19 protein-coding genes are annotated in these 20766 nt (G+C 62.7%); 12 read left to right on the top strand and 7 right to left on the bottom strand.

Annotation, left to right across the window (positions count from 1 at the left end; all coding sequences use genetic code 11):
* Positions 1 to 302: 302 nt before the first annotated feature.
* The 6 genes from AC1DON_RS06830 to trhA all read left to right on the top strand — a co-directional run bounded on the left by AC1DON_RS06830 (position 303) and on the right by trhA (position 3644).
* Entirely contained in the window at positions 303 to 629 is a 327-nt protein-coding gene (locus tag AC1DON_RS06830) for a hypothetical protein (protein WP_476934020.1), read from the top strand.
* Between the two features lie 6 nt (positions 630 to 635).
* Positions 636 to 977 carry an ArsR/SmtB family transcription factor gene (locus AC1DON_RS06825; RefSeq protein WP_476934019.1) on the top strand — a complete coding sequence of 114 codons (342 nt, stop codon included), beginning with the start codon at positions 636 to 638 and terminating at the stop codon, positions 975 to 977.
* 9 nt (positions 978 to 986) lie between these two features.
* Positions 987 to 1244: a hypothetical protein gene (locus tag AC1DON_RS06820; RefSeq protein WP_476934018.1), complete on the top strand. Its 258-nt coding sequence runs from the start codon at positions 987 to 989 to the stop codon at positions 1242 to 1244.
* Positions 1245 to 1246: 2 nt separating this feature from the next.
* Positions 1247 to 1660, top strand: a complete 414-nt coding sequence (locus tag AC1DON_RS06815) for a hypothetical protein (protein WP_476934017.1) — start codon at positions 1247 to 1249, stop codon at positions 1658 to 1660.
* 267 nt (positions 1661 to 1927) lie between these two features.
* The gene (locus AC1DON_RS06810; RefSeq protein ID WP_476934016.1) at positions 1928 to 2722 is read left to right on the top strand and encodes a hypothetical protein; all 795 of its coding nucleotides are present in this window, start codon (positions 1928 to 1930) and stop codon (positions 2720 to 2722) included.
* A 181-nt stretch (positions 2723 to 2903) separates the two neighbouring features.
* Positions 2904 to 3644, top strand: coding sequence for a PAQR family membrane homeostasis protein TrhA (gene trhA / locus AC1DON_RS06805; protein WP_476934015.1), 741 nt, complete (start codon positions 2904 to 2906; stop codon positions 3642 to 3644).
* 74 nt (positions 3645 to 3718) lie between these two features.
* Here trhA and AC1DON_RS06800 read toward each other — a convergent pair whose 3' ends face one another.
* From AC1DON_RS06800 to AC1DON_RS06790, 3 genes are all read right to left on the bottom strand, one after another.
* Positions 3719 to 5320, bottom strand: coding sequence for a carboxylesterase/lipase family protein (locus tag AC1DON_RS06800; protein WP_476934014.1), 1602 nt, complete (start codon positions 5318 to 5320; stop codon positions 3719 to 3721).
* 89 nt (positions 5321 to 5409) lie between these two features.
* Positions 5410 to 7458, bottom strand: coding sequence for a M13 family metallopeptidase (locus AC1DON_RS06795; protein WP_476934013.1), 2049 nt, complete (start codon positions 7456 to 7458; stop codon positions 5410 to 5412).
* A gap of 84 nt (positions 7459 to 7542) precedes the next feature.
* On the bottom strand, positions 7543 to 8721 hold the full coding sequence (locus tag AC1DON_RS06790; RefSeq protein ID WP_476934012.1) for an MFS transporter: 1179 nt from the start codon (positions 8719 to 8721) through the stop codon (positions 7543 to 7545).
* 175 nt (positions 8722 to 8896) lie between these two features.
* Between AC1DON_RS06790 and AC1DON_RS06785 the strand changes: the two genes are divergently transcribed.
* Positions 8897 to 9274 carry a hypothetical protein gene (locus AC1DON_RS06785; protein WP_476934011.1) on the top strand — a complete coding sequence of 126 codons (378 nt, stop codon included), beginning with the start codon at positions 8897 to 8899 and terminating at the stop codon, positions 9272 to 9274.
* Here the strand turns inward: AC1DON_RS06785 and AC1DON_RS06780 are convergent.
* Both AC1DON_RS06780 and AC1DON_RS06775 read right to left on the bottom strand, forming a co-directional pair.
* Entirely contained in the window at positions 9271 to 9687 is a 417-nt protein-coding gene (locus tag AC1DON_RS06780; protein ID WP_476934010.1) for an NUDIX hydrolase, read from the bottom strand. The two genes, AC1DON_RS06785 and AC1DON_RS06780, sit on opposite strands and share 4 nt — an antisense overlap.
* 23 nt (positions 9688 to 9710) lie before the next feature.
* Positions 9711 to 11330 carry an inorganic phosphate transporter gene (locus AC1DON_RS06775; RefSeq protein WP_476934009.1) on the bottom strand — a complete coding sequence of 540 codons (1620 nt, stop codon included), beginning with the start codon at positions 11328 to 11330 and terminating at the stop codon, positions 9711 to 9713.
* A gap of 530 nt (positions 11331 to 11860) precedes the next feature.
* Between AC1DON_RS06775 and AC1DON_RS06770 the strand changes: the two genes are divergently transcribed.
* Both AC1DON_RS06770 and AC1DON_RS06765 read left to right on the top strand, forming a co-directional pair.
* Positions 11861 to 12253 (top strand): Ig-like domain-containing protein, encoded by a 393-nt coding sequence (locus AC1DON_RS06770; protein ID WP_476934008.1) that lies wholly within the window; start codon positions 11861 to 11863, stop codon positions 12251 to 12253.
* A 213-nt stretch (positions 12254 to 12466) separates the two neighbouring features.
* Positions 12467 to 13234 (top strand): AIM24 family protein, encoded by a 768-nt coding sequence (locus AC1DON_RS06765; protein ID WP_476934007.1) that lies wholly within the window; start codon positions 12467 to 12469, stop codon positions 13232 to 13234.
* 16 nt (positions 13235 to 13250) lie between these two features.
* Here the strand turns inward: AC1DON_RS06765 and AC1DON_RS06760 are convergent, their stop codons facing one another.
* Complete coding sequence (locus tag AC1DON_RS06760; protein ID WP_476934006.1) at positions 13251 to 15437, bottom strand: TonB-dependent receptor; 2187 nt, start codon at positions 15435 to 15437, stop codon at positions 13251 to 13253.
* A gap of 461 nt (positions 15438 to 15898) precedes the next feature.
* Between AC1DON_RS06760 and AC1DON_RS06755 the strand changes: the two genes are divergently transcribed.
* Both AC1DON_RS06755 and AC1DON_RS06750 read left to right on the top strand, forming a co-directional pair.
* Positions 15899 to 17653, top strand: coding sequence for an ABC transporter permease (locus AC1DON_RS06755; RefSeq protein WP_476934005.1), 1755 nt, complete (start codon positions 15899 to 15901; stop codon positions 17651 to 17653).
* A gap of 14 nt (positions 17654 to 17667) precedes the next feature.
* Positions 17668 to 18978, top strand: coding sequence for an ABC transporter ATP-binding protein (locus AC1DON_RS06750; RefSeq protein ID WP_476934004.1), 1311 nt, complete (start codon positions 17668 to 17670; stop codon positions 18976 to 18978).
* A gap of 336 nt (positions 18979 to 19314) precedes the next feature.
* Here AC1DON_RS06750 and AC1DON_RS06745 read toward each other — a convergent pair whose 3' ends face one another.
* Positions 19315 to 20112 carry a helix-turn-helix domain-containing protein gene (locus AC1DON_RS06745; RefSeq protein ID WP_476934003.1) on the bottom strand — a complete coding sequence of 266 codons (798 nt, stop codon included), beginning with the start codon at positions 20110 to 20112 and terminating at the stop codon, positions 19315 to 19317.
* Positions 20113 to 20203: 91 nt separating this feature from the next.
* On the opposite strand from AC1DON_RS06745, the gene AC1DON_RS06740 reads away from it, so the two are divergent.
* Positions 20204 to 20728: a DUF1579 family protein gene (locus AC1DON_RS06740; protein ID WP_476934002.1), complete on the top strand. Its 525-nt coding sequence runs from the start codon at positions 20204 to 20206 to the stop codon at positions 20726 to 20728.
* The last annotated feature ends 38 nt before the right edge of the window (positions 20729 to 20766 follow it).

Raw genomic sequence — 20766 nt, 5'->3', positions numbered from 1 at the left:
GGCAGGATCGCAGCGGGATTCTGACCCCAACAGCTATTCGATCCAAACAATCCATACTCTCCATGGCCGCAATGTGCGGCTCAGGCGGTGGCTATAGTTAATTTTGCAACGAGTGACAACAGGCCTTGTGCACACACCGCACAACCGTGGCAGGTATGTCACAGGCCCCCTATTCAGCGTCCGCATATTGACAGACTTTCATATGTAAGATATTTCTTACGCATGGCATATTTTTATATCCCATGGCGAAGCTGGCCACAGAGCGGCACGTCCAAAGAATATCGTCACGCACAAGGAGTCACATGAACCGTCCCGTCCTACTCGCCGCCGTCCTGACCCTGGCCTGCGCACCCGTTATCCTGCCGCCCCCCCAGGCCGTTGCCGCTGCGGCCACCACCACATCGTGGTCGGTCGAGACGACAAAGATCGGGCAACTGCTCGACGATCCCGCCGCCAGGGCGATCTTCGTCAGGCACCTGCCGTACGTGGCCAACGGCAAGACCCTGTGGGTGGCGCGCGGCATGACACTGCGCCAGATCCAGAAGCACTCGCAAGGCTACATCACCAACGAAAAGCTGGCGGCCATGGACGTCGAGCTGAAAGCCCTGCCGCTACGAAAGGGCAAGTAGCCGTCCGTGCCGGTCGATAAGCAAAACACAACGGATACGGAGGGCGACCGCCTGCTGGCGGCGCTGTCAGCGCTGGCCAATCCGCACCGGCTGCGCATTGTGGCGGCGCTGGTTTCCGGCGGACGCAACTATGTCAGCCAGTTGGCGCGCGATGCCGGCATCAGCCGGCCGCTGATGCACCTCCATCTCCAGAAACTCGAAGCCGCCGGCCTGATCCGCAGTCAGCTTGAGCTGTCGGCCGACGGCAAGGCGCTGAACTATTACGAAGTGACCGATTTCGCGCTTGTCCTGACACCCGGCGCGATCGCCGAAGCGGTGCGGTCACTGTCCTCCACGCTTGAAACCTAAGGGGTTCCCATGTCCGAAAACGTCTTCTACGCCGCCTTCTTCTTTCCCGCCGCGGCGGCGGTGCTGATCTTCTTCATGAAGTACATCTCTGAAATCCTGCAGGCGCGCGTACGCCTGGCGCAGGACGAGGCCTATCGCGCGCTGGCGGCCCAGGCGATCACCGCCCAGACCGAGGCCGCAAGGACGCTGTCGGTGCAGGGCGAGACCCTGTCGGCCGTCCAGTCGCGCCTGGCCGAGGTCGAGCGCATCCTCAAGGACGTCGAATAGCCATGACCACTGTATCGACCTTTCGTCTCTACTTTTTGCGGGCAGTCTACCTGCTCATCGCCGTCGCCCAGGGGCTGAACACCTGGCCGGCCATCGTCAATCACCACGGCGCGTGGGCGTTCGACGAAGGCGTCATGATGTGCATGCTGGGGGCGCTGACGGCCCTGGCCGCCTTGGGCGTGCGCTATCCGCTGCAGATGCTGCCGCTGCTGTTCTGGGAGATCGCCTGGAAGACCATCTGGCTGGTCGTCGTCGCCCTGCCCTTGTGGCGCGAAGGCCATATGGATGCGGGCATGGCCAAGGCTGCCTTTGCCTGTGGGCTTGTGGTCATCGTCTATGCCGCCGTGCCTTGGCGCTATGTCTTCGCCAACTATGTGGCGCGCACCGGCGATCCGTGGCGCCGCGCACGCGCCTGACTTGGGGGCAAGGTTCGGCTGCAACGGTATGGCGCGGCTGGCTGAGATCACCGGTTTGAATAACTCAGCCACATCCATGCAAGCGATTGCCGGAGCCGCTTGACAGGCCCACCCGTTTGCTATCAAGTATGCAATTATACCTTGCGTAGCCTGAAATTTCCCCTTTATTTCGCGTCCGCGTTGTCCCCTTCATTGTTATTCCAGACGTCACCGCGTGCAGCCGCACGCGATACGGTTCCCTGACGTCTTTTCCGCGAAAGCATCGACATGTCAGCACCTCCTCCGGGCTTTTATGCCAAGGGCATAAAGATCACCTGCGGCTTTGAAACTTCCGGCGATCCCTATCAGGGCGTCAGCGGCAATTTCGACAAGATGGGTATTTCCTGCGGCTGCCTGCAGTGGAACATCGGCTCCAATTCGCTGCAGCCCCTCGTCAGGCAGATGCCGCCGTCGCTGGTCCGTTCGACCATGCCGACCTATGGCAATGGCCTGCTCGACGCCTGCAACGCGCCGGTCGCCAAAGGCCTTTCGATCGTCAATGGCTGGCAGCCCAATAACCGCCTGCCGAACACGGCGGTCCAGGAACTGCGCGCCATGCTGGGGACGACCGAAATGCGCGCCATCCAGGACGGCAAGATCGCCAGGGCGGCCGAACAGGCCTTCACAGCGGCAACGGCATGGGCCAAGGCGCGCGGCGATGCGGCGGCGACCGAAACGCTCTATTGCTGGTTCTTCGACATCGTCACGCAGAACGGCAGCCTGTCGCCGGTGACCTATGAGCAGGTGCGCGATTTCGTGGTGGCGAACTCACCCGGGCGCGCCGACGACATCGTCTGCGACTACCAGAAAAACGCCACGGGAACCTCCGGCTTCATCAAGGACGCCCACAAGAACGCCGAACTCTGGCGGAACAAGCCGCAGGACCTGGCGCTGGAGCTGTTGTGCGCCTCCTACCTGCGTGCCCAGACATCACGCCTGCAATACCGGCCGCTGGTCATCAACCGCAAGGGAGCGATTGCCATGGGGACGGGCTGGGTCAACGGCACGCTGTATAAATTCTAAGCCTTGAGGCGATGCCGCGCGCGGCATAAAGCCCTCATAAATATACCTTTTTGTAATGCCGGGCCGACCGTCGGGCAATCGCTTTCTTACGCCGTCTGCCATACCCATTAAGGAAACGCTTCGCTGCTTTCGCGCCCTCGGGCTGAAAGCGGGCAAGGCCAGAACCTGAGTGGCATTGCATATGACGACCGAATTGAAAACCGCTACCGGCTGGATGCCGGTCCTGCCAAAAGCACCCGCGTCCGGCCTTTTCGTCACGCCCAAGGATTGCGCGGCCATCGATGGTCCGCACTATGCCGACCCCGCCGAGCGCACCGCCGACCTGATTGTTCACGTCGTCGGGCTGTTATTTGCCGTTATCGGCGGTGGTGCAGCCGTCGCGCTATCCGTCAATCATGGCGTAATGTCGCTGTCAGCCGCCATCGCGGTCTATGCCCTGGGTTTCGTGGCCATGCTGTCCTTTTCGACGGCTTATAATTTTGCCCACCCGCGCTGGCAGCCCTTCCTGTTCCGCCTCGACCACGCCGGCATCTTCCTGATGATCGCCGCCAGCTATACGCCGTTCACGACGCAGATGCTGCACGGCGCCTGGGCCTGGGGCATGACTACTGCCGTGTGGGCGATGGCCTTCATCGGCGTCCTGATCAAGCTGTGCCTGCCGCGACTTGGGGAGACTGTATCAACGGCATTTTACCTGGCCATGGGCTGGCTGGTCGTCGTCGCCGTCAAGCCGCTGGTCGAGCAGGTGCCGCTGGTGCCGTTGCTCCTTCTGGCGGCCGGTGGTGTGGTCTATTCGGTCGGCGCCGTCCTGTTCGTGTTCAACCGCTGCCGTTTCCGCCGGGCCATCTGGCATGGCCATGTGCTGGCCGGCGCCATGACGCACTATGTTGCGATCGTCCTGGGCGTCGGCCTGATGGCCTGATTTTTATATCTCCCCGTCACGACAGGGAGAGGACGAGAGCCGGACCTTGTGACGGTGAAAGATCAACGGGCCTGTCAGTGCAGAATAGTGGTCACTACCCTTACTTTCGCTGGCGCCTTGGCCACCGCAGCCGTGACATCCAGCCGCGCCTTCCACGGATCAGGCTTGGCCACCGCCGTACCCTCTGCGGTAATATCCATAATCTGATCCGCCGCGTCATACACCGGCCACTCTGGCAAAGGCTTGCCATCCACGCCGTTGCCATTCGGATTGCCCGTCTTCGCGAAGTTCAGCCAATAGGCATGCGTGATCTTCGCCACGGCCAGGTCTTCAGCGGTCGCCTCTGCACCGTAACGGTCCGTGACCGTATCCATGACAAACGGAATCTCGGTCGCATGCGGCGCGCCGAACGGCGATGTCGCCCTGCGCGGCGTCGCCGTCCACGAAAAGCGGTAGTGGTAAGCCTTTAGTCCCTGCCCCGCCCAGTTGGCCGCGACAAACCGCGCGGGTTCGATCTGGCCGCGATCCATGCCGACCTCGGCGTTAAGTCGCCTCAGGTCCTTCGTACCGTCGGGATCGTAGGCTGTGCGCGCTGCGTCCGCACGATCGCCGAACTGCGCGAACAGCTCGTCCTTCGACTTCGCCCCCGCGTCGCCGCTGTCGGCGCTGTTGGCCCCGACCATCAGCGGCACCCTGGTCTGACGCCCGGCCAGGTAGGCCAGGCCCGGCTCTTCGGTCACCAGTTGCCCGTCGATCATCGGCCCGCCGGCGTCTTCCGACCGGTTGGCGAGGTTCAGCCCGTCGGTCACCTGGGCAGCCGGTAACGCGCGCAGGGCCGCCAGGGCGTCGGGGCCAGTAGCGGTGATGCCCATGCGCTGGGCAAAGCGCCCACCCAGGGTCTCGGAAGACGGCATGTCCGGGCGGTCTGCGCTCAGGAGACGCGGCCCCTTCGCCCCGCCACGCCCGCCGCCCGACTGAACGATGGCGCGGTGAAACAAGCCTTTGGCCTGTGGCGAATGCAGCAGGAAATGCACGGAAGACCCACCGGCCGATTCACCGAAAATCGTCACCTGGCCAGGGTCGCCGCCAAAAGCCGCGATATTGGCCTGCACCCATTTCAACGCGGCGACCTGGTCCATATAGGCGTAGTTGCCGAGCAGTCCGTGATCGGCATCGGCCTTGGTCAGCGCCGGATGGCCGAAGAAGCCGAACCGCCCGAGGCGATAGTTGAAGCTGACATAGATGACGCCGCCTTTCGCGAACGCGGAACCGTCATAGATTTTCGGCGAGCTGCCGCCATTGACGAAGCCGCCGCCATAGATCCACACCATGACGGGCAAGGGTTTCGCTACACCCGACGGACGCCAGACATTGACGTAGAGACAGTCTTCGGCAGGCGTGGTCGTCAGCGGCGCGTCGTCGCGCGGAAACGGTTCCTGCATGCAGTCGGCGCCAAAGGCCGTCGCGGGCCTGACCCCTGTCCAGGTTTTGACCGGCTGCGGCGCGCGCCAGCGCAGATCGCCCGTCGGCGGCGCTGCGAATGGAATGCCTTTGAATACCTCGACGCCATCTTTTGCGACGCCTTCGACCTTGCCCGTGTTGGTCTTGACGACCGGACCGGCCAGCGCCAGCCCCGGCAGGACACACATGGCCGCCACGAGGACAAATCCCTTCATCGCATCTCTCCCGGATCGTCGCGCGATCATTTCGCCACGCGTGTAATCGATTACCAAGGGCTAGCAGAGATCAGGGAGGAGGGAAAGGCCTACCAGATACGCACCCTCCGATCCGGCGGCAGGTACAGCGCGTCGCCCGGCTGCACGCCGAAGGCTGCGTACCAGGCATCGAGATTGCGCACCACGCCATTGACGCGGTACGGCGTCGGCGCGTGATAGCCATATTTGATGACGTGGCGGATGGCGCTTTCCGGCGCCCGGTAGCGCCAAGCCTGCGCCCAGGCCAGGAAGAAGCGCTGGTCGCCACTCAGGCCATCGCGCGACGGGTCCTTGCACGGGTGATCGGCGGCATACATCCGCCACGCCCGGTAACCCAGCGACACACCCGACAGGTCGGCGATGTTTTCGCCGATCGTCTGGCGGCCATTGACGTGCACGCCGTCATAGGGGCTGAAGGCGTCGTACTGCCCGACCAGGGCATCGGCGCGGTCGTGAAACGCCGTAAACGCCGCCTCGGACCAGCCATTGCGCAAGCGTCCCTGGCTGTCATAGATGATGCCCTGGTCGTCGAAGCCATGGCCCATCTCATGGCCGATGATCGCCCCGATGGCGCCGAAATTGACCGCCGGATCGGCCGCAGCGTCGAAGTAAGGTGGCTGGAGGTAGCCCGCCGGCAGCTCGATGGCATTCATCAGCACGCTGTAGCTGGCGTCAACCGTCTGCGGCGCTTGATACCACAGCTCGCCCCCTGCCCCCCGTTCAAGCCGCCGGCGCTGGACCTCCCAGTCCGACCGGCGCAGGCGTTGCAGATTGCCGACGGCGTCATCGCTGCGGATATCCACACCCGAATAGTCACGCCATACGGCTGGATAGCCGACCTTGACGCTGAGCGCCGCCAGCTTGGCGCGGGCCTCGGTGCGCGTGGCTTCGTCCATCCATTCCGCCTGGACCAGCCGCTCATCGAATGCCTTGCGCAGGTAGGCGACCATTTCAGTCGCCGCCGCCCGCGTTTCCGGCGTCACATAGCGTTCGGCATAGAGCCGCCCGATTTGATGCCCAAGCGCTTCATTGACCAGCCGCAACGCCACAGCATCGCGCGGCGGCGGAGCGGCGGCATTCGACAGGGTCTTGCCGTAAAACGCCCAGTTGCTGTCGCGAAAGACCTGCGGCAAGACGTCGATCTGATTTTGAAGCCAGTGAAAGGCCAGGTAGGACCGCCAGTCGTCCAGCGCTACGTCCCTGAACAGCCTTGCCTGTGCCTGGACCGCCGTATCGGTCCCGAGCACGACGTCCCGGACTCCGCCGACGCCGCGCGCCGTCAGATAGGCCCGCCACGGAAAGCCCGGTGCGTAGGTTTCGAGTTCCGCGACCGTCATCGGATGATAGTTGGCCTTGCGATCGCGCAGGCGTTCGAAGTCCCACTGGTTGGCGGCGATCCGCCCTTCCAGCGCCACCACCCTTGCCGCGCGGGCGTTCGCGTCATCGACACCCGCCGCGCCAAGGACCGTGGCGATATGAGCCGCGTAGGCGGTGCGGTTGCCGGCCGAGGCCGCGTCGGTATAGGCCTCGGCATTGGGCAGGCCCAGCATCGGCTGGCTCTGGTTCTGCTGGTCGAGATGAACGCGCCAGCGCCGCTCGGCCGGGAAGACATTGATGGCGAACAGCGTGCTCGACGACGGATCGGCCATCTGTTTGGCTACCGCTTCGGCGGTCGCAGCGGTCATGATGCGTTTGAGCCCCGCCCGGATCGCTTTCATCCCTTGCCGGTCAATGGCGGCGGTATCGGCAAAACTAGCATAGGCGTCACCGACCTGGCGGCGAGCGCTGCCGCGCGGCGCATCGCCCGGCCCTTCGGTGATCAGGCCCCGGATGCGCGTCTCGACCGTCGTCATCAACAGGTTGGTCTGGCCGTAGTCCCAATAGCCGGCCGGAATCGGTGTGCGGTCGATCCAGCCCTGATTGGTGTAGGCAAAGAAGTCGTCGCCCGGTTTTGTGGTGGGGGTTATCGACGAGAGGTCGATGCCCTGGGGTGCGAATTCGCCCGTAACACCGGCCGGGCAGACCGGAACCGCCCCAGCCGATGACGCGATCAGCGCCAGTAATGCGATGACGGCAAAAGCCTGTTTTCCAGACGGCATCCGGACCTCTCCAGTTCGACCCGGAGAGACTTACGATAACCTTCGTAGATAATCAACGAAAACTTTCGTAGATCGATGCCCCCTTCAGGCCTTCGCCTTGCGCATCGCGAACCACGACAGCACGATGAGCGCGACCGCCAGCCACGGCAGCAGGACAAGGTTCAGCATCTGCCAGCCAAGCGTCTGCAGAAGGACGCCCGAACCCAGCGAACCGGCAAATCCGACCACGAATATGGTCATGTCGTTGGTGGCCTGAGCCCGGCTTTTCTCGGCCGGGGTATAGGCCTGCGTCAGCAGGGTCGTGCCGCCGACATAGAGGAAGTTCCACCCGATGCCGAGCAGGATCAGGGCAATCGAGAAGGATCCGACGCCGACCCCGGACAGGCTGATGAAGATATCGGCCGCCAGGACCAGCACGCCGGCGATCATGACCTTAAGCACGCCGAAGCGCGCGATCAGGGCGCCCGTGAAGAAGGACGGCACGAACATGCCAAGGATATGGAGCTGGATGACCATGGCCGAAGCGTCGAGCGAATGGTGGTGATGCGCCATGGCGATCGGCGTCGCGGTCATGGCCAGCATCATGACGCCTGCGCCGGTGGCTGCGCCGAACAGGGCGACGAGATAGACCGGCTGCGTGACCATGACCAGCCACGATCGGCCTTCTTCGGCCTTTGCGCCGCCCGCGGCAGGCGCCGGTATGCGCAGGCACAGCAAGAGAGCCATCGCGGCCAGGCAGATCGCGGACAGGACGAGGAAGGAGCCGGTATAGAGCGGCCCAAGCCATGCGCTGCCGGCGCGCGCCAGCGTCGGCCCCAGAAAGGCGGCGACGATGCCGCCGGCCAGGACCAGCGAGATAGCGCGCGGCCGGAACGCGTCGTCGCTGACTTCGCTGGCGGCAAACCGGTAAAACTGGGCGAAGCCCTGATAGGCGCCGACCAGGCAGGTGCCGCCGCACAGCATCAGCAAGGAGTGAAACCAGACGCCACCTGCCGCCAGCAGACCACCGACGACGCCAAGGCCGGCGCCCAGGATAAAGCCGGACCGCCGGCCGATCCTGGCCATCACGGCCGATGCAGGAAACGTCGCGATCGCCGTGCCCAGCAGCATGGCCGCGATCGGTGCGGTCAAAAGCCCGGCCTCGCGGGTGATGTGGCTGGCGGCCAGCGAGCCGATGGTCAGGACCAGCACGGAGGTCGTCTGGAACAGCGCCTGCGCCGCCGCCAGGATCATGACCTGCAGGCGGCTGTCTATTCGGGTCATGGGCACGTCCTGGCGTTCACTGTGCGCGGGCTCCAATCGCCGCGCGGCCGGGCACCCGGCAGGGTGAGGTTTGCGCATATTCGCACCGCAACGGCAACCCCGTTGGCCTGTCGCCCCTTGCGGCCGGAAGGTCGATATCGCATGACAGGCCCACACATCACACGAGGCCACGACCATGACCGATACCACAGCCACTTATCAAACGCGCGTCGCCGGCTGGATGCAGACCTGCTTCGGCCCGGAAATTTCAGGCGACATATCTGAACGCTGCCTGCGTTTTCTCGAAGAGGCCGGTGAGCTGTGCCAGGCCCTGGGCATGACCGAAGAGGCCGCCCACGCCCTGGTCGCCTACACCTGGGGACGGCCGGCGGGCGAACCCGAACAGGAGGTCGGCGGCGTCGTGGTCACCCTGGCCGCCCTGTGCGAAGCATCGGGGCTGGACATGATGCGCGATGGCGAAATTGAACTGGCGCGGATCGAAGACCCCGAGGTGACTGTCCGCATCCGCGAAAAGCACGCTCTGAAGCCGCTCAGAAGCCGGCTTAACGATTAAACGGGAAAGCTTACGCGCGCGATAAGTTCAGCCAGGCTTGCATTGCCGATCATGGTCAGAGCCTGCGCGGGCGCCACCCAGGCAATGCTGCGCTGGCTGGCTTCAGGCCAGTAGGCCAGTTGGCGGTCGACCTTCAGCAGATAGACCTCGACCGAAAACGGCGAGACGCTGTCCTCGCCCTTGCGCGCCTTCTCATAGGCGAAATGGCCGATTATGGCTTCATCGGCGTCGCCGATGATCCCCGCCTCTTCATAGGCTTCGCGCGCGGCGGATTCGGCATTGCTCAGCCCGTCAATCGGCCAGCCCTTGGGGATGATCCATTGTCGCGTCCCGCGTGAGGTGACGAGCAGGATTTCGACCGCCCCGTCCGTCATGACGCGGTACGGCAGCGCCCCGACCTGGACGTGCGCCATGGCGCTTCCCGGCTCCACGGCGCTCAGAACAGGTGGCGGAACACGAAGTACAGCGTTCCGGAGATGAGAATGGTCGCCGGCAGGGTCAGGACCCAGGCCAGCGCAATGCCGCGGATCGTGCCCCATTGCAGCCCGGCGCGGTTGGCCGTCATAGTCCCCGCCACGCCGCTCGACAGAATGTGCGTTGTCGAGACCGGCAGGCCCAGGCGTTCGGCGGCGAAGATGGTGACCGCCGAGACCAGGCCCGCGACGGCGCCCTGGCCGTAGGTCATCTTCGAATTGCCGATCTTTTCGCCGACCGTGACGACGATGCGCCGCCAGCCGACCATGGTCCCCAGCCCGAGCGCCAGGGCCGTCGCTACCTTGACCCAGTTGGGGATGTAGCGCGTCATGTCGTTCAGCGTGCTATGAAGTCCGCCGAACGCCTTGATCTCGCTGTCGGAATAGGCGCCCTTGGCGGGCTTGAGGATGCCGAGCGCGCTCGAGATCAGGTACATGTCATTGCGCAGCTGCGGCATGTCGGCCGCCGGGACGCGCGACAGCGCACCATTCCTGCGCAACTGGCCGCCGACCTCACCGGTCATCATGGCCAGTGCGGCGAACAGGTCGGGCGTGTCGATCCGGCGGTTGCGCACGGCGGCATTGACGGCGCTGCGGGCGATGTCGAGATTGGCGACCCCAGTGCCGCCGGCATGGGCCGCAAAGGTCGCCGCACCGGTCTCGAGCGTTGCCACATAGGCCGGCTGGGCCGCATCCGGCAGCGTCCGGTTCAGCGCATAGGTCGCCGGGGCCACACCGATCAGGATGATCATGATCAAGCCCATGCCCTTCTGGCCGTCATTGCCGCCATGGGCAAAGGACACGCCGGTGCACGCCGCGATCAGGGCGGCGCGGATCCAGAACGGCGGCGGCGTTTCGCCGACGGGGGCTTCGTACAGTTTGGGATTGCGGATCAGCGCCTTCATGACCAGCAGCAGCGCGGCCGCCGCGACAAAGCCGATCAGCGGCGAAAAGACCAGCGCCTTGCCGATCTTGGCGGCCTGGCTCCAGTCGATGCCCGAGGTCGCATTGACCACAGACGTCATCAACTGGTTGGCGATGCCGACCCCCATGATCGAGCCGATCAATGCGTGCGACGACGAATTGGGGATGCCCAGCGCCCAGGTGCCGAGGTTCCAGATAATGGCCGAGATCAGCAGGGCGAAGATCATCGCATAGCCAGCCGACGTGCCGACCGCCAGGATCAGCTCGACCGGCAGCAGCAGCACCAACCCGTAGGCGACAGCGCCGGTCGAGGCCAGCACACCCAGGAAGTTGAAAACGCCCGACCAGACGACGGCGGTCAAAGGCTTCATCGAATGGGTGTAGATGACGGTCGCGACCGCATTGGCCGTGTCGTGGAAGCCGTTGACGAACTCAAAGCCGAAGGCGATCAGCAGGGCCAGGCCCAGGAAGAGAAACGCGCCGACGGTAATCGCCTGGCCGGTTGCCAGCGCATCGACGTGCACGCTCCAGCCGACATAGAGAAGCCCCGCGATGATGGGCAACAGGAAGATCAGCGCCGTCACCAAAGGCCGCGACTTGCCGCCTGTGGCGGGCGCGACGGATTGCGGCTTTGGGCTTTCAACAGACGAGTCGAACATGGAGCGTCCCTCGGATCGCGGTGGCGATCGCGGCAGATTCGGGCCTCTTTGACAGGTCAGGCCGCAAGAGTCGATCCGTTTATGACAGTTTTATGACAATCCACGCGCCGGCCGGCACCGGCGATGAAGCCACGCCGAAGTGCCCGGCTTTTATCCGGCCTGTCCGGCCGTCCGCTTCCGGACAGGGCGATCAATCTCAGCGGACACCCTGGAACGATGGTGGCGCAATTCGTTGCCGCATCACACCCTGGCAGATCCGCGCATCCTGAGGTAGATTAGGGCGGGACAGGACGCAAACCCCACAGACTCCGGGCTCCCGGCGGATCACCAGAAATGAAATTACGATACCTGCCAATTTCAAAAGTAAAAAATAATATACGTATTGCAATTTTCAAATAATTATAAATATAAAACACTGTTATGATTAACGCTTGTAAATAATGATTCCGGGTTGACGGGAATTTATACTTTGCCATAGGTTGCGCGCGCCTCCATTAAGGGAGGCTGTTGTAATATAGGGAGATCCATACATGCGTATCATTTCAGCCCTGATTGCTCTTACACTAAGCGCGACCTTCGCTAGCGCCGCGACCGCGGAAATTCGCAGCGACGCGCCGGTACTGCGCGCCGTCGAGCGGGCCGACCAGCCCGCCCAGCTGCTGCGCGTCCAGGATGTGAACCACGCGCCGGTTTGCCAGAACTGGTCGATCAAGCTCAATGCCCCGTCCTACGCGACGGCTTCGGGGACGGTCGGATTCCTGCACAAATGCACGGACGCCGATGGCGATGCGCTGACGATCACCAACCCGGGAAACACCTATAACTTCGTCATGCAGCCGGGCGTGTGGACCCTGACCATTCCGTTCACGGCGTCGGATGGCCATGGCGGCACGGGCTCGGCGGTGCTGACGATCAACCGCTAGAGCGATATGCCAAAAAGTGCGCAGCGGTTTTTTGGCTAAATATCGCGAAAAAACAAAAATCTAGAGCATGATGATGGTTCGAATTAAACGCATCATGCTCTAGCCAAAAGACCGGGCGCGGTCATCGCGCCCGGTAACCACGCGTGCCGAGCCCCCTTCCCGACTGGATGCTTTCTTGTTACACGCAACCGGACAGCGAAACCGGAGATGCAGATGCGCGCACCTATCGAGACCGTAACCGCCGATGGCGTGACCATCACCTCGTATCGTTTCCTCGAAAAGCGCCAGGTCGCGCGCATCATTCCGGCCGGTGGCACGGGACCCAACGGGACGCCCCTGACCCACGTCATCGCCGAAGCCACCCAGATCCACCAGCTCGGCGTCGAACTGAGCGGCGGCGCGCTGCTGCTGGAGCCCGGCGCGCTGCAATACCACCACGGCCGCATCCAGTCCGAAATTCAGAGGCACGAACCAGGCAAGGGCTTCCTGTCGCGCGCCGTCGCCTCGGCCGGAACGGGCGAATCCGCCTTCGCCACCCGCTTCAGCGGCACCGGCACGCTGTGGGCCGAACCAACGCGCAAGCACTTCATCCTCGGAAATATGGATGCCGGCGACGACCTGCTGCTCGACGACCGCGCCTTCTACGCCTGCACTGGCGGGATATCGCTGTCAACGCACCGCCACACCTCCGTCAGCGGCATCTTGTCGGGTAACGGCTTCCTGCAACCGAAACTGTCGGGCCGCGGCGCCTTCGTCGTCGAAAGCCCGGTGCCCGTCGAGGAGATCGACGTCATCGAATTGAGCAATGGAGAAGCGGTCGTCGATGGCGACTTCGTACTGATGTTCTCGGCAAGCCTGAGCGTATCGATCGGGCCACTGGTCTCGGGCCTGCGCAATGCCCTGCGTTCGGGCGAAGGCCTGGTCTACAAGTTCTCTGGCACCGGCAGCATCTGGGTCATGCCCACCGCACGCACGGCGTGAGGCGGGGCATGAAGTGCTACTTCTTCACCGGCGTCTTCGGGCCACCGATACGGCGGCTCAGGCCCACACAGAAGGTCGGTGCGGCGCGGTCATTGACCGAGCGGCTCTTGACCAGCGGCATGTCGGTGACCGTGATCATCCGTGTCGTCCGCAGCGGGTCCTGGACGGTGATATTCAGCGCCAGCGTCTTCGTGAGGTCCCGGCGGTAGCTGACAGAACCCTGCGCGTAGCTCTCCGAATAGCCCTGGCCGGTAAAGCGCCGGCCGATCAGGCGGTAATTGACCGACACCACACTGGTGTCCTTGAAGGTATAGCTGGCCGTAACGCTGCCGCTTGGCACCGTCGCCGTCCGCGCCTCGGCGTACTGCGGGCTTAACAGCTCGACGAGGGTCACGGTGGCCTCGGCGTTGATGTTGTACTTTTTGTCGATGCGCCTGGACCAGCTCAGCGTCACGCCGCTGTTGGTCTGGTGGCCGAAGTTCAGCCGCGAGCTTTCTGTCACCAGGTTGCCAAGGTTAAGCGGGTCGGCGACAATCCGGCTGGAGGACACGATCGTGTCGTCGTCAAAGCGGTAGAAACCGCGCAAGCCATAGTTGGTCGTCTTGCCCGTGACCTCGTAAGAGACTTCGAAGTTGTCGCTTTCTTGAGGTTGCAGATCGTCATTGCCGACCGTGATATAGCTCGCCGAGCGATAGATCAGGCCGGGATTGAGATCGGCCGCCGCCGGGCGCTGCTGCTTATGCGTATAGCTGAAGCGGACCTTCTTCGCCTTCGACAGGGCGTAGGTGGCGAACAGGCTCGGGTTCAGACGTATATAGTCGATCTTCGCGCTGCTGCCATTGCGCGCCTCTTCGGTCTCAAGCTCAAGCGCCTCTGCGCGCAGGCCCGCCAGGACCGTCCATTTCGGGCCGAACTCCTTCTGCACCGTGCCATAGACGGCGGTGACCGTCTGATGGTAGCGGAAATCGTTGCCGAGCAAGGCCTGGAGCGCCAGATTACCGGCGTCGGCGCCCGGACCGAACGACATGTTCGTGGCGTGGCTGTCTTCGACATTCAGCTGCGCACCGGTTGCGACCTGAACACGGCCAAAGCTGGTGTTGTAATCGGCCTGAAGCAGCAGGTTCTGCGTCGAGGTGCCGCCTTCGGTGCGGCTGTGACGCGTACCCAGATTGGCGGGTACGGACGACAGGCTGTAGGTCGCGGCGTTGCGCGACAGGTTTTCCGTGTCATTCGAAGACACGCTGGCGTCCAGCTTCAGCGACTGGTCGGGCTTGCTGCCGTAATGAACATAGCCGACACCCAGCGTCGCCTGGCTGTTGTCGTTGTCGTAGGCGCTGACGTTCGCGAAATTGTCGGTGGCGGCGCCCCCTGCCCCAAGCTGCGACGCCTGGCCGGTCGACGTACCCGATGACACGCCGTCGCGCAGGCTGAGATTGCCCGTCAATATGTCATTGTCGCCAAGGTCATACTGCATATTGCTCATCAGCGAGGCGGCGCTGAATCGCGAGTCCATCGCGCTTTCGAAGCGCGAGGCACGCGTTGGATTGCCCGCCGCATCGAAGGCCTGGGTATCGCTTCGGCTCGTCATGTCGTTGCGAGAGTCGAAATAGCCGCCCGAGCTGGTCATGCTGAACTTGCCGTGGGTGTACGACGCGAAACCGAAGGCCGTGCCGCCGCCTGGCGACGCCGCCTGGACATTGAGGCTGCCGAACAGGCCGGGCGGCATGTTGCGCTTGGTGACGATGTTGACGACGGGGCCCGAGCTGTCCGAGGAATATTGCGAACCCGGATTGGAGATGACCTCGACCGACGAAATATTGGCCGACGGCATCGACCGCAGTGCCATGCCACGATTGTCACCGGAAAACATCAGCGACGGCCGGCCATTGAGCAGGACCTTCGCGGCCTGGCCGCGCACGGTGACATTGCCATCATCGTCGACATTGACACCCGGCACCTTGTTGAGCGCATCGGCGGCGGTACCGGTAGCAGCGTCGGCATTCTTGGTGACGTCATAGACCTCCTTGCCGGCGGCCTCGCTCTTCTTGGCGGTGATGGTGACAGGGCCTTGCGCCTCGGCGGGCTTGTCTTTTGAAGCCTCCGCTTTCGGCTTTTCAGACGCGTCCTGCGCGGTCGCGGCCATCGGCAGCGCCGCCGCCGCGACAGCCATCAGAATCCCATATTTTGGAAGTGTTTGCGCCATGTCATCCCCCGGTATGCACTGCCCGTTTCCACCAGACACCGGTGTTCCAATTGTGGCGATTCTGGACGCGCAAGCATTAAATGTCTGACATGTTGACCTGCGCCATGCGGGCGACCACCACCTACGCGGGTTCGGGCCGGGAGAGGCTTAAAGCACCACATCGCTGAATCTTTCAGTATCGGCCAATCCCCCACTCTTCGCCTCGCCTTTCGAAGGATTGATTTGCATCTGAGAGTCAAAATTCGAGCATCGATCCATGTCCCTATTGACAGGCCATCGGCCCGGACATATGAGCGATTCAATTCCAATGCTGCACTGCAACGGAACCCTCAACGGACTAAAAAACCCATGCCCACCGACAGTAGTCGATTTAAACAGCCGTAGCGGTTAGCGCGCGTTTCCGGGTTTCGACCTGGTTTACCCGAGGTGACTGATACGGCCATCAGATACCAAGGAAAACCATGGTCTTCTTTTTCGAAGATAGCAAAGGTGCGCGCCCGTTTGCGCGCCTCACCGTCCAGAGCCTCAAACTGGCCTGGGCCGATCTCGCCGCATTCATTCTGCTGGCGGGCACAGCGATCCTCGCCTTTCACGGCGTCGAACAAATGGACCTGCCCCTGTCGCAGCTCCGCGTGACGCCGGTTACGCTGGATCCCGTCCATCTGCCGGAATACGCCCTGCGTACCACGCTGCGCATGTTCCTGGCTCTCGGCGCCTCCCTGCTCTTCACCTTCGTCGTGGCAAGCCTGGCGGCGCGCAGCCGCAAGGCCGAGATGATCATCATCCCGGCGCTTGACATCCTGCAGTCCGTACCGGTGCTCGGCTTTCTGACCTTTACCGTAACAATGTTCATGAACCTGTTCCCGGGCAGCCAGATGGGCGTGGAATGCGCAGCCATTTTCGCCATCTTCACCAGCCAGGCCTGGAACATGGCGTTCAGCTTTTACCAATCCCTACGGACGGTTCACTCGGATCTTGATGAAGTGACGCGCAATTTTGGCTTTTCTCCGTGGCGCCGGTTCGTCCGGCTGGAATTGCCGTATGCCACGCCCAGCCTCGTCTGGAACATGATGATGTCCATGTCAGGCGGCTGGTTCTTTGTCGTCGCCTCCGAAGCTATCACGGTCGGCCACACGTCAATCGCCCTGCCTGGGATCGGGTCGTGGCTGGCGCTGGCGATACAGCGCCAGGACGTCCGGGCCGTGACCTGGGGCGTTGCGGCCATGGCCGTCGTTATCCTCATCTATGACCAGTTCTTCTTCCGCCCGATTGTCGCCTGGGCCGACAAGTTTCGCTTCGAGCAAACGGCATCTCAGGAAAGGCCCCGGTCGTGGCTTTACGATCTCGTTCGTCGCACGCGCGCCCTGCGCAAGGCCTTCGGCCTGCTCACCCTTCCGATGAAAAAGCTGGCGGCGATCAAGTGGACGAAGCTGCCGACGGCGCCCCCGGCCATGATTTCGCCACGGGCCAACAAGGCACTGGGTCTCCTGTGGATCGTCGTCGTTACCTGGGCGTGTCTTGCGTCATTGTGGAGGCTTCTCACCTATCTCTCGGCCAGCCTGACCTGGGACGACTTCGGCCTTATCATCGCAATGGCATGCGCGACGCTTCTGCGTGTTGTCGCGTTGATCGGGATCGCCAGTCTGATCTGGGTGCCTGTCGGTGTGTGGATCGGCCTGCGGCCGGCCTGGTCGGATCGCCTTCAACCGATCGCGCAGTTTCTGGCGGCGTTTCCGGCCAATGTGCTGTTTCCCGTCGTGGCCATGCTTGTCGTCGGATTCCGCCTGAACCCCGACGTCTGGTTGTCACCGCTGATGATCCTGGGCACGCAATGGTACATCCTGTTCAACGTCATTGCCGGCGCCAGCGCCATACCGGGCGACATGAAGGAAGTGTCGCGCATGTTCGGCATCACCGGATGGCAATGGTGGCGCCGCGTGGCCCTGCCTGCCGTGTTTCCCTACTACGTCACCGGGGCGCTGACGGCGTCCGGCGGTTCATGGAATGCTTCGATCGTCGCCGAGGCGATCGACTGGGGAAAGACACACCTCGAAGCCTTTGGTCTCGGCGCCTACATCGCCAAAGCAACCGCTCAGGGCAACTATCCGCGCGTCGCGCTTGGCATCGCGGTGATGAGCCTCTTCGTTATCGGTTTTAACCGCGCTGTCTGGCGGCCGATGTATCGGTTCGCCGAACGCCGCCTGCGTATCAACTAAGGGAGATTGCCACCATGCTTCTCGATATTTCCCCCCCTCGCGCCCTAGTCAACGTCGATAAGGTACGCCATATCTATGGCAAATCAGGCGGCAAAGACCTGCTCGTTCTGGACAACGTCAATCTGACACTTCATGATAACGAAATTGTCGGGCTGCTCGGCCGGTCGGGTTCGGGAAAGTCGACCCTCCTGCGTTCGATCGCCGGATTGATCCAGCCCAGCGAAGGCGTGATCACCTTCCCTCACCCTGCCGACGAAAAGCCGGCAAGCGTGTCGATGGTCTTCCAGACCTTCGCGCTGTTTCCGTGGTTGACCGTACTCGAGAATGTCGAAGTCGGTCTGGAAGCGCGCAGGGTCGAGCCCGAAACCCGCCGTAAAAGAGCCTTGGCAGCCATCGACCTGATCGGGCTCGATGGCTTTGAGAACGCCTATCCAAAGGAATTGTCCGGCGGTATGCGGCAGCGCGTCGGCCTGGCACGCGCCCTGGTCGTCGATCCGTCCATTCTGCTCATGGACGAGCCGTTTTCAGCACTCGATGTGTTGACGGCTGAAACCCTGCGTACCGACCTTCTCGACCTGTGGTACGAAGGCCGGATGCCGATCAGGTCGGTCTTGATCGTCACTCACAACATCGAGGAAGCGGTCCTGATGTGCGACCGCATCCTGGTCTTCTCCTCCAATCCCGGCCGGATCGTCGCCGAGATCGGGGTCGATATGCCTCAACCGCGTAACCGTCAGTCGCCGGCTTTCCGCGCGATGGTCGATGATATCTACACACGTATGACGCAAAAGCAGACAGATGGTCAGCCAAAGGAGGGCCTGTTCCCAGGCATGGGAACAGGCATGGCCTTACCGCGGGTATCGACCAATACCCTGGCTGGCCTGATGGAGGCCGTCGCCGGCGCGCCATATAACGGCAAGGCGGACCTGGCCGGACTGGCACATGAAACCCGGTACGCGGCCGACGAACTTTTTCCGATCGCGGAAGTCCTGCAACTCTTCCGGTTCGCCGAACTGGAAGGCGGCTCCCTGACTTTGAGTCCCGAAGCGAGGCGCTTTGTCGACGCGACCGTCGATGACCGCAAGCGCTTGTTCGCCGAGCATCTTTTGAACTATGTCCCTTTGGCCGCCCATATCCGCCACATCCTCGATGACCGCCCCGCAAGGTCAGCGCCCGCGCGGTGCTTTCGCGACGAACTCAAAGATCTCATGTCGGAGGATTATGCGGAACAGACACTTAAGGTGGTCATTCAATGGGGCCGTTACGGTGAGGTCTTCGCCTACGATGAGGCGGCCGATCAGTTCAGTTTGGAAAACCCGGAATAATGACCGGCAAGTAACCGGCCTGGAGCGATATGGTGAAAGGCGTGAGGACGCGTTTCTAGTGTTTTCACCAACAATATCGTGACAAAGCAAAAGTATAGATTGGAATGATGTTTCCATTTAAAATCATTCCAATCTAACGCCTGGACCACGGCCCGATGTAGGTGCGGCGGACATAGACTTCCGACGCCTCGTGCAAGGCGTTCAGCAGGCTTTGAAAGATGCGCAGGATCGAAGTGAACATGGGGAGTATCCTTCTGGTTTTGGACAGTCCCTCACCTTACCTCATATTCGCATTGGCATGATTGACATAGTTCGTAAATATAACGCCAAACGTGTCTACCCTGCCAGTTCCTTGCAAACGGCGGCGGTGTGGTCATCGACCGGATAGGTGCAGTCGATGCGCAGCTCATCCAGCGACGTCGTAAGCGGCGCGGCAAAGGTCGTGATCGTCTCGAAGAAGCGCAACGTGCCCCTGGGCGACAGGAAATCGATGGTCAGGACGGGCTGGGCTTCCAAGCCGATCACCGGCTTGCGCCATTCGGTCGGCACGTCGGGATACGCCATGATCTCGTCCAGCAGCGCCCGCGCCGTGGGACTGCCGACCGTCACAGTCATTTCGTCACGCAGGCGCCGCAAGAACCAGGCGGCGACGTCCCGCCAGTTGGCGATAAAAGGGCGCAGGTCGTCCGGGTCGAAGACCTGGCGCAGCAGGTTTGTGTGTTTGGGCGGCTTCCCGCCGGAGATCAGCCCGCCTATGGCAACGGCGGCTGCGTTCATATCCAGGATATCGAAATTGCGGTTGAGCACGAAGGCCGGATACGGGTTCTGATGCCGCAGGATCAGGGCGACCACGTCGCGCATCCGTTCCAGGGCGGGCGACGCCAGGTCGCCATCTGCGTGCTGGGGCGCGAACCCTGCTGCCAGCAGAAGCGCATTGCGTTCGCGCAGACTCACCCGAAGCGCGTCGGCCAGCCGCCCGACCGTGTCGCGCGACGCACTGGCCTTGCCGATCTCGATAAAGCCCAGGTGCCGCGCCGAAATCCCGCACTCGAGCGCCAGGTCGAGCTGGCTCATGCGCCGGGCAGCGCGCCAGTCGCGCAACAACAGGCCGATGGGCGGGTAGGACAGGGTCATGGCGTCGGCTTAGCACATAAACGACCTGTCAGGTAGTTGAAGCAACGACCTGAGGATGGGACATCTCCCAGCCTTGACAGGAGAACTGAGCATGAAACGCATGATATGGCTGGCACTGACGGTCCTTTTACCGGCAGCAGCGGCGGCGGAGACGCCTGATCCGCAGCACGCCTGGCTGTCCGGGCTGGCCGGGACGTGGCGCGTCGAACAGTCGCTGTGGCTGGATGGTGCGAAAACGCCGAAGGTCGATGCGGGAACCGCCGACTTCGCCATGGTGCTCAGGGGCCGCCACTTGAAACAAAGCCTGCGCATTGATGACGGCACCGGCTTCGAAGGCCTTGGTTATATTGGCTATGACGGCGGCGACGGCCGGTTTTTCAGCACCTGGATGGATGTAAACTTCCCCGGCATGGTGCTGGCCAAAGGCAGTTGCGACCTGACGGCGGGAGTCTGCACCTTTACCGGTGAAATGGCCGCCTCTCCGGGTCACCCGGCCGTGCCGGTGCGCGAGATCCTGACCGTCACCGGCCGCGACCATATGCGCTATGAGTTCCATGAGACGCGCGGCGGCGTCGAGGCCCTGGCCGTGCGGCTGGATTACACGCGAGGGCATTAGCGGCGCTACGCCGGGACAACGCAGCCCGCAGAGGTATT

The organism is Asticcacaulis sp. P4_H10, assembly GCF_056400965.1.
This window is presented reverse-complemented; position numbering and strand designations above follow the sequence as displayed.

Bases quoted from the DNA above. Each gene is read 5' to 3' on its own strand.
- AC1DON_RS06795 (WP_476934013.1), bottom strand. From the start codon at position 7,458: ATGCCGTCTGGAAAACAGGCTTTTGCCGTCATCGCATTACTGGCGCTG.
- AC1DON_RS06740 (WP_476934002.1), top strand. From the start codon at position 20,204: ATGAAACGCATGATATGGCTGGCACTGACGGTCCTTTTACCGGCAGCA.
- AC1DON_RS06815 (WP_476934017.1), top strand. From the start codon at position 1,247: ATGACCACTGTATCGACCTTTCGTCTCTACTTTTTGCGGGCAGTCTAC.
- AC1DON_RS06820 (WP_476934018.1), top strand. From the start codon at position 987: ATGTCCGAAAACGTCTTCTACGCCGCCTTCTTCTTTCCCGCCGCGGCG.
- AC1DON_RS06830 (WP_476934020.1), top strand. From the start codon at position 303: ATGAACCGTCCCGTCCTACTCGCCGCCGTCCTGACCCTGGCCTGCGCA.
- AC1DON_RS06765 (WP_476934007.1), top strand. From the start codon at position 12,467: ATGCGCGCACCTATCGAGACCGTAACCGCCGATGGCGTGACCATCACC.
- AC1DON_RS06810 (WP_476934016.1), top strand. From the start codon at position 1,928: ATGTCAGCACCTCCTCCGGGCTTTTATGCCAAGGGCATAAAGATCACC.
- AC1DON_RS06780 (WP_476934010.1), bottom strand. From the start codon at position 9,687: ATGGCGCACGTCCAGGTCGGGGCGCTGCCGTACCGCGTCATGACGGAC.
- AC1DON_RS06785 (WP_476934011.1), top strand. From the start codon at position 8,897: ATGACCGATACCACAGCCACTTATCAAACGCGCGTCGCCGGCTGGATG.
- trhA (WP_476934015.1), top strand. From the start codon at position 2,904: ATGACGACCGAATTGAAAACCGCTACCGGCTGGATGCCGGTCCTGCCA.
- AC1DON_RS06775 (WP_476934009.1), bottom strand. From the start codon at position 11,330: ATGTTCGACTCGTCTGTTGAAAGCCCAAAGCCGCAATCCGTCGCGCCC.
- AC1DON_RS06755 (WP_476934005.1), top strand. From the start codon at position 15,899: ATGGTCTTCTTTTTCGAAGATAGCAAAGGTGCGCGCCCGTTTGCGCGC.
- AC1DON_RS06760 (WP_476934006.1), bottom strand. From the start codon at position 15,437: ATGGCGCAAACACTTCCAAAATATGGGATTCTGATGGCTGTCGCGGCG.
- AC1DON_RS06770 (WP_476934008.1), top strand. From the start codon at position 11,861: ATGCGTATCATTTCAGCCCTGATTGCTCTTACACTAAGCGCGACCTTC.
- AC1DON_RS06750 (WP_476934004.1), top strand. From the start codon at position 17,668: ATGCTTCTCGATATTTCCCCCCCTCGCGCCCTAGTCAACGTCGATAAG.
- AC1DON_RS06800 (WP_476934014.1), bottom strand. From the start codon at position 5,320: ATGAAGGGATTTGTCCTCGTGGCGGCCATGTGTGTCCTGCCGGGGCTG.
- AC1DON_RS06790 (WP_476934012.1), bottom strand. From the start codon at position 8,721: ATGACCCGAATAGACAGCCGCCTGCAGGTCATGATCCTGGCGGCGGCG.
- AC1DON_RS06745 (WP_476934003.1), bottom strand. From the start codon at position 20,112: ATGACCCTGTCCTACCCGCCCATCGGCCTGTTGTTGCGCGACTGGCGC.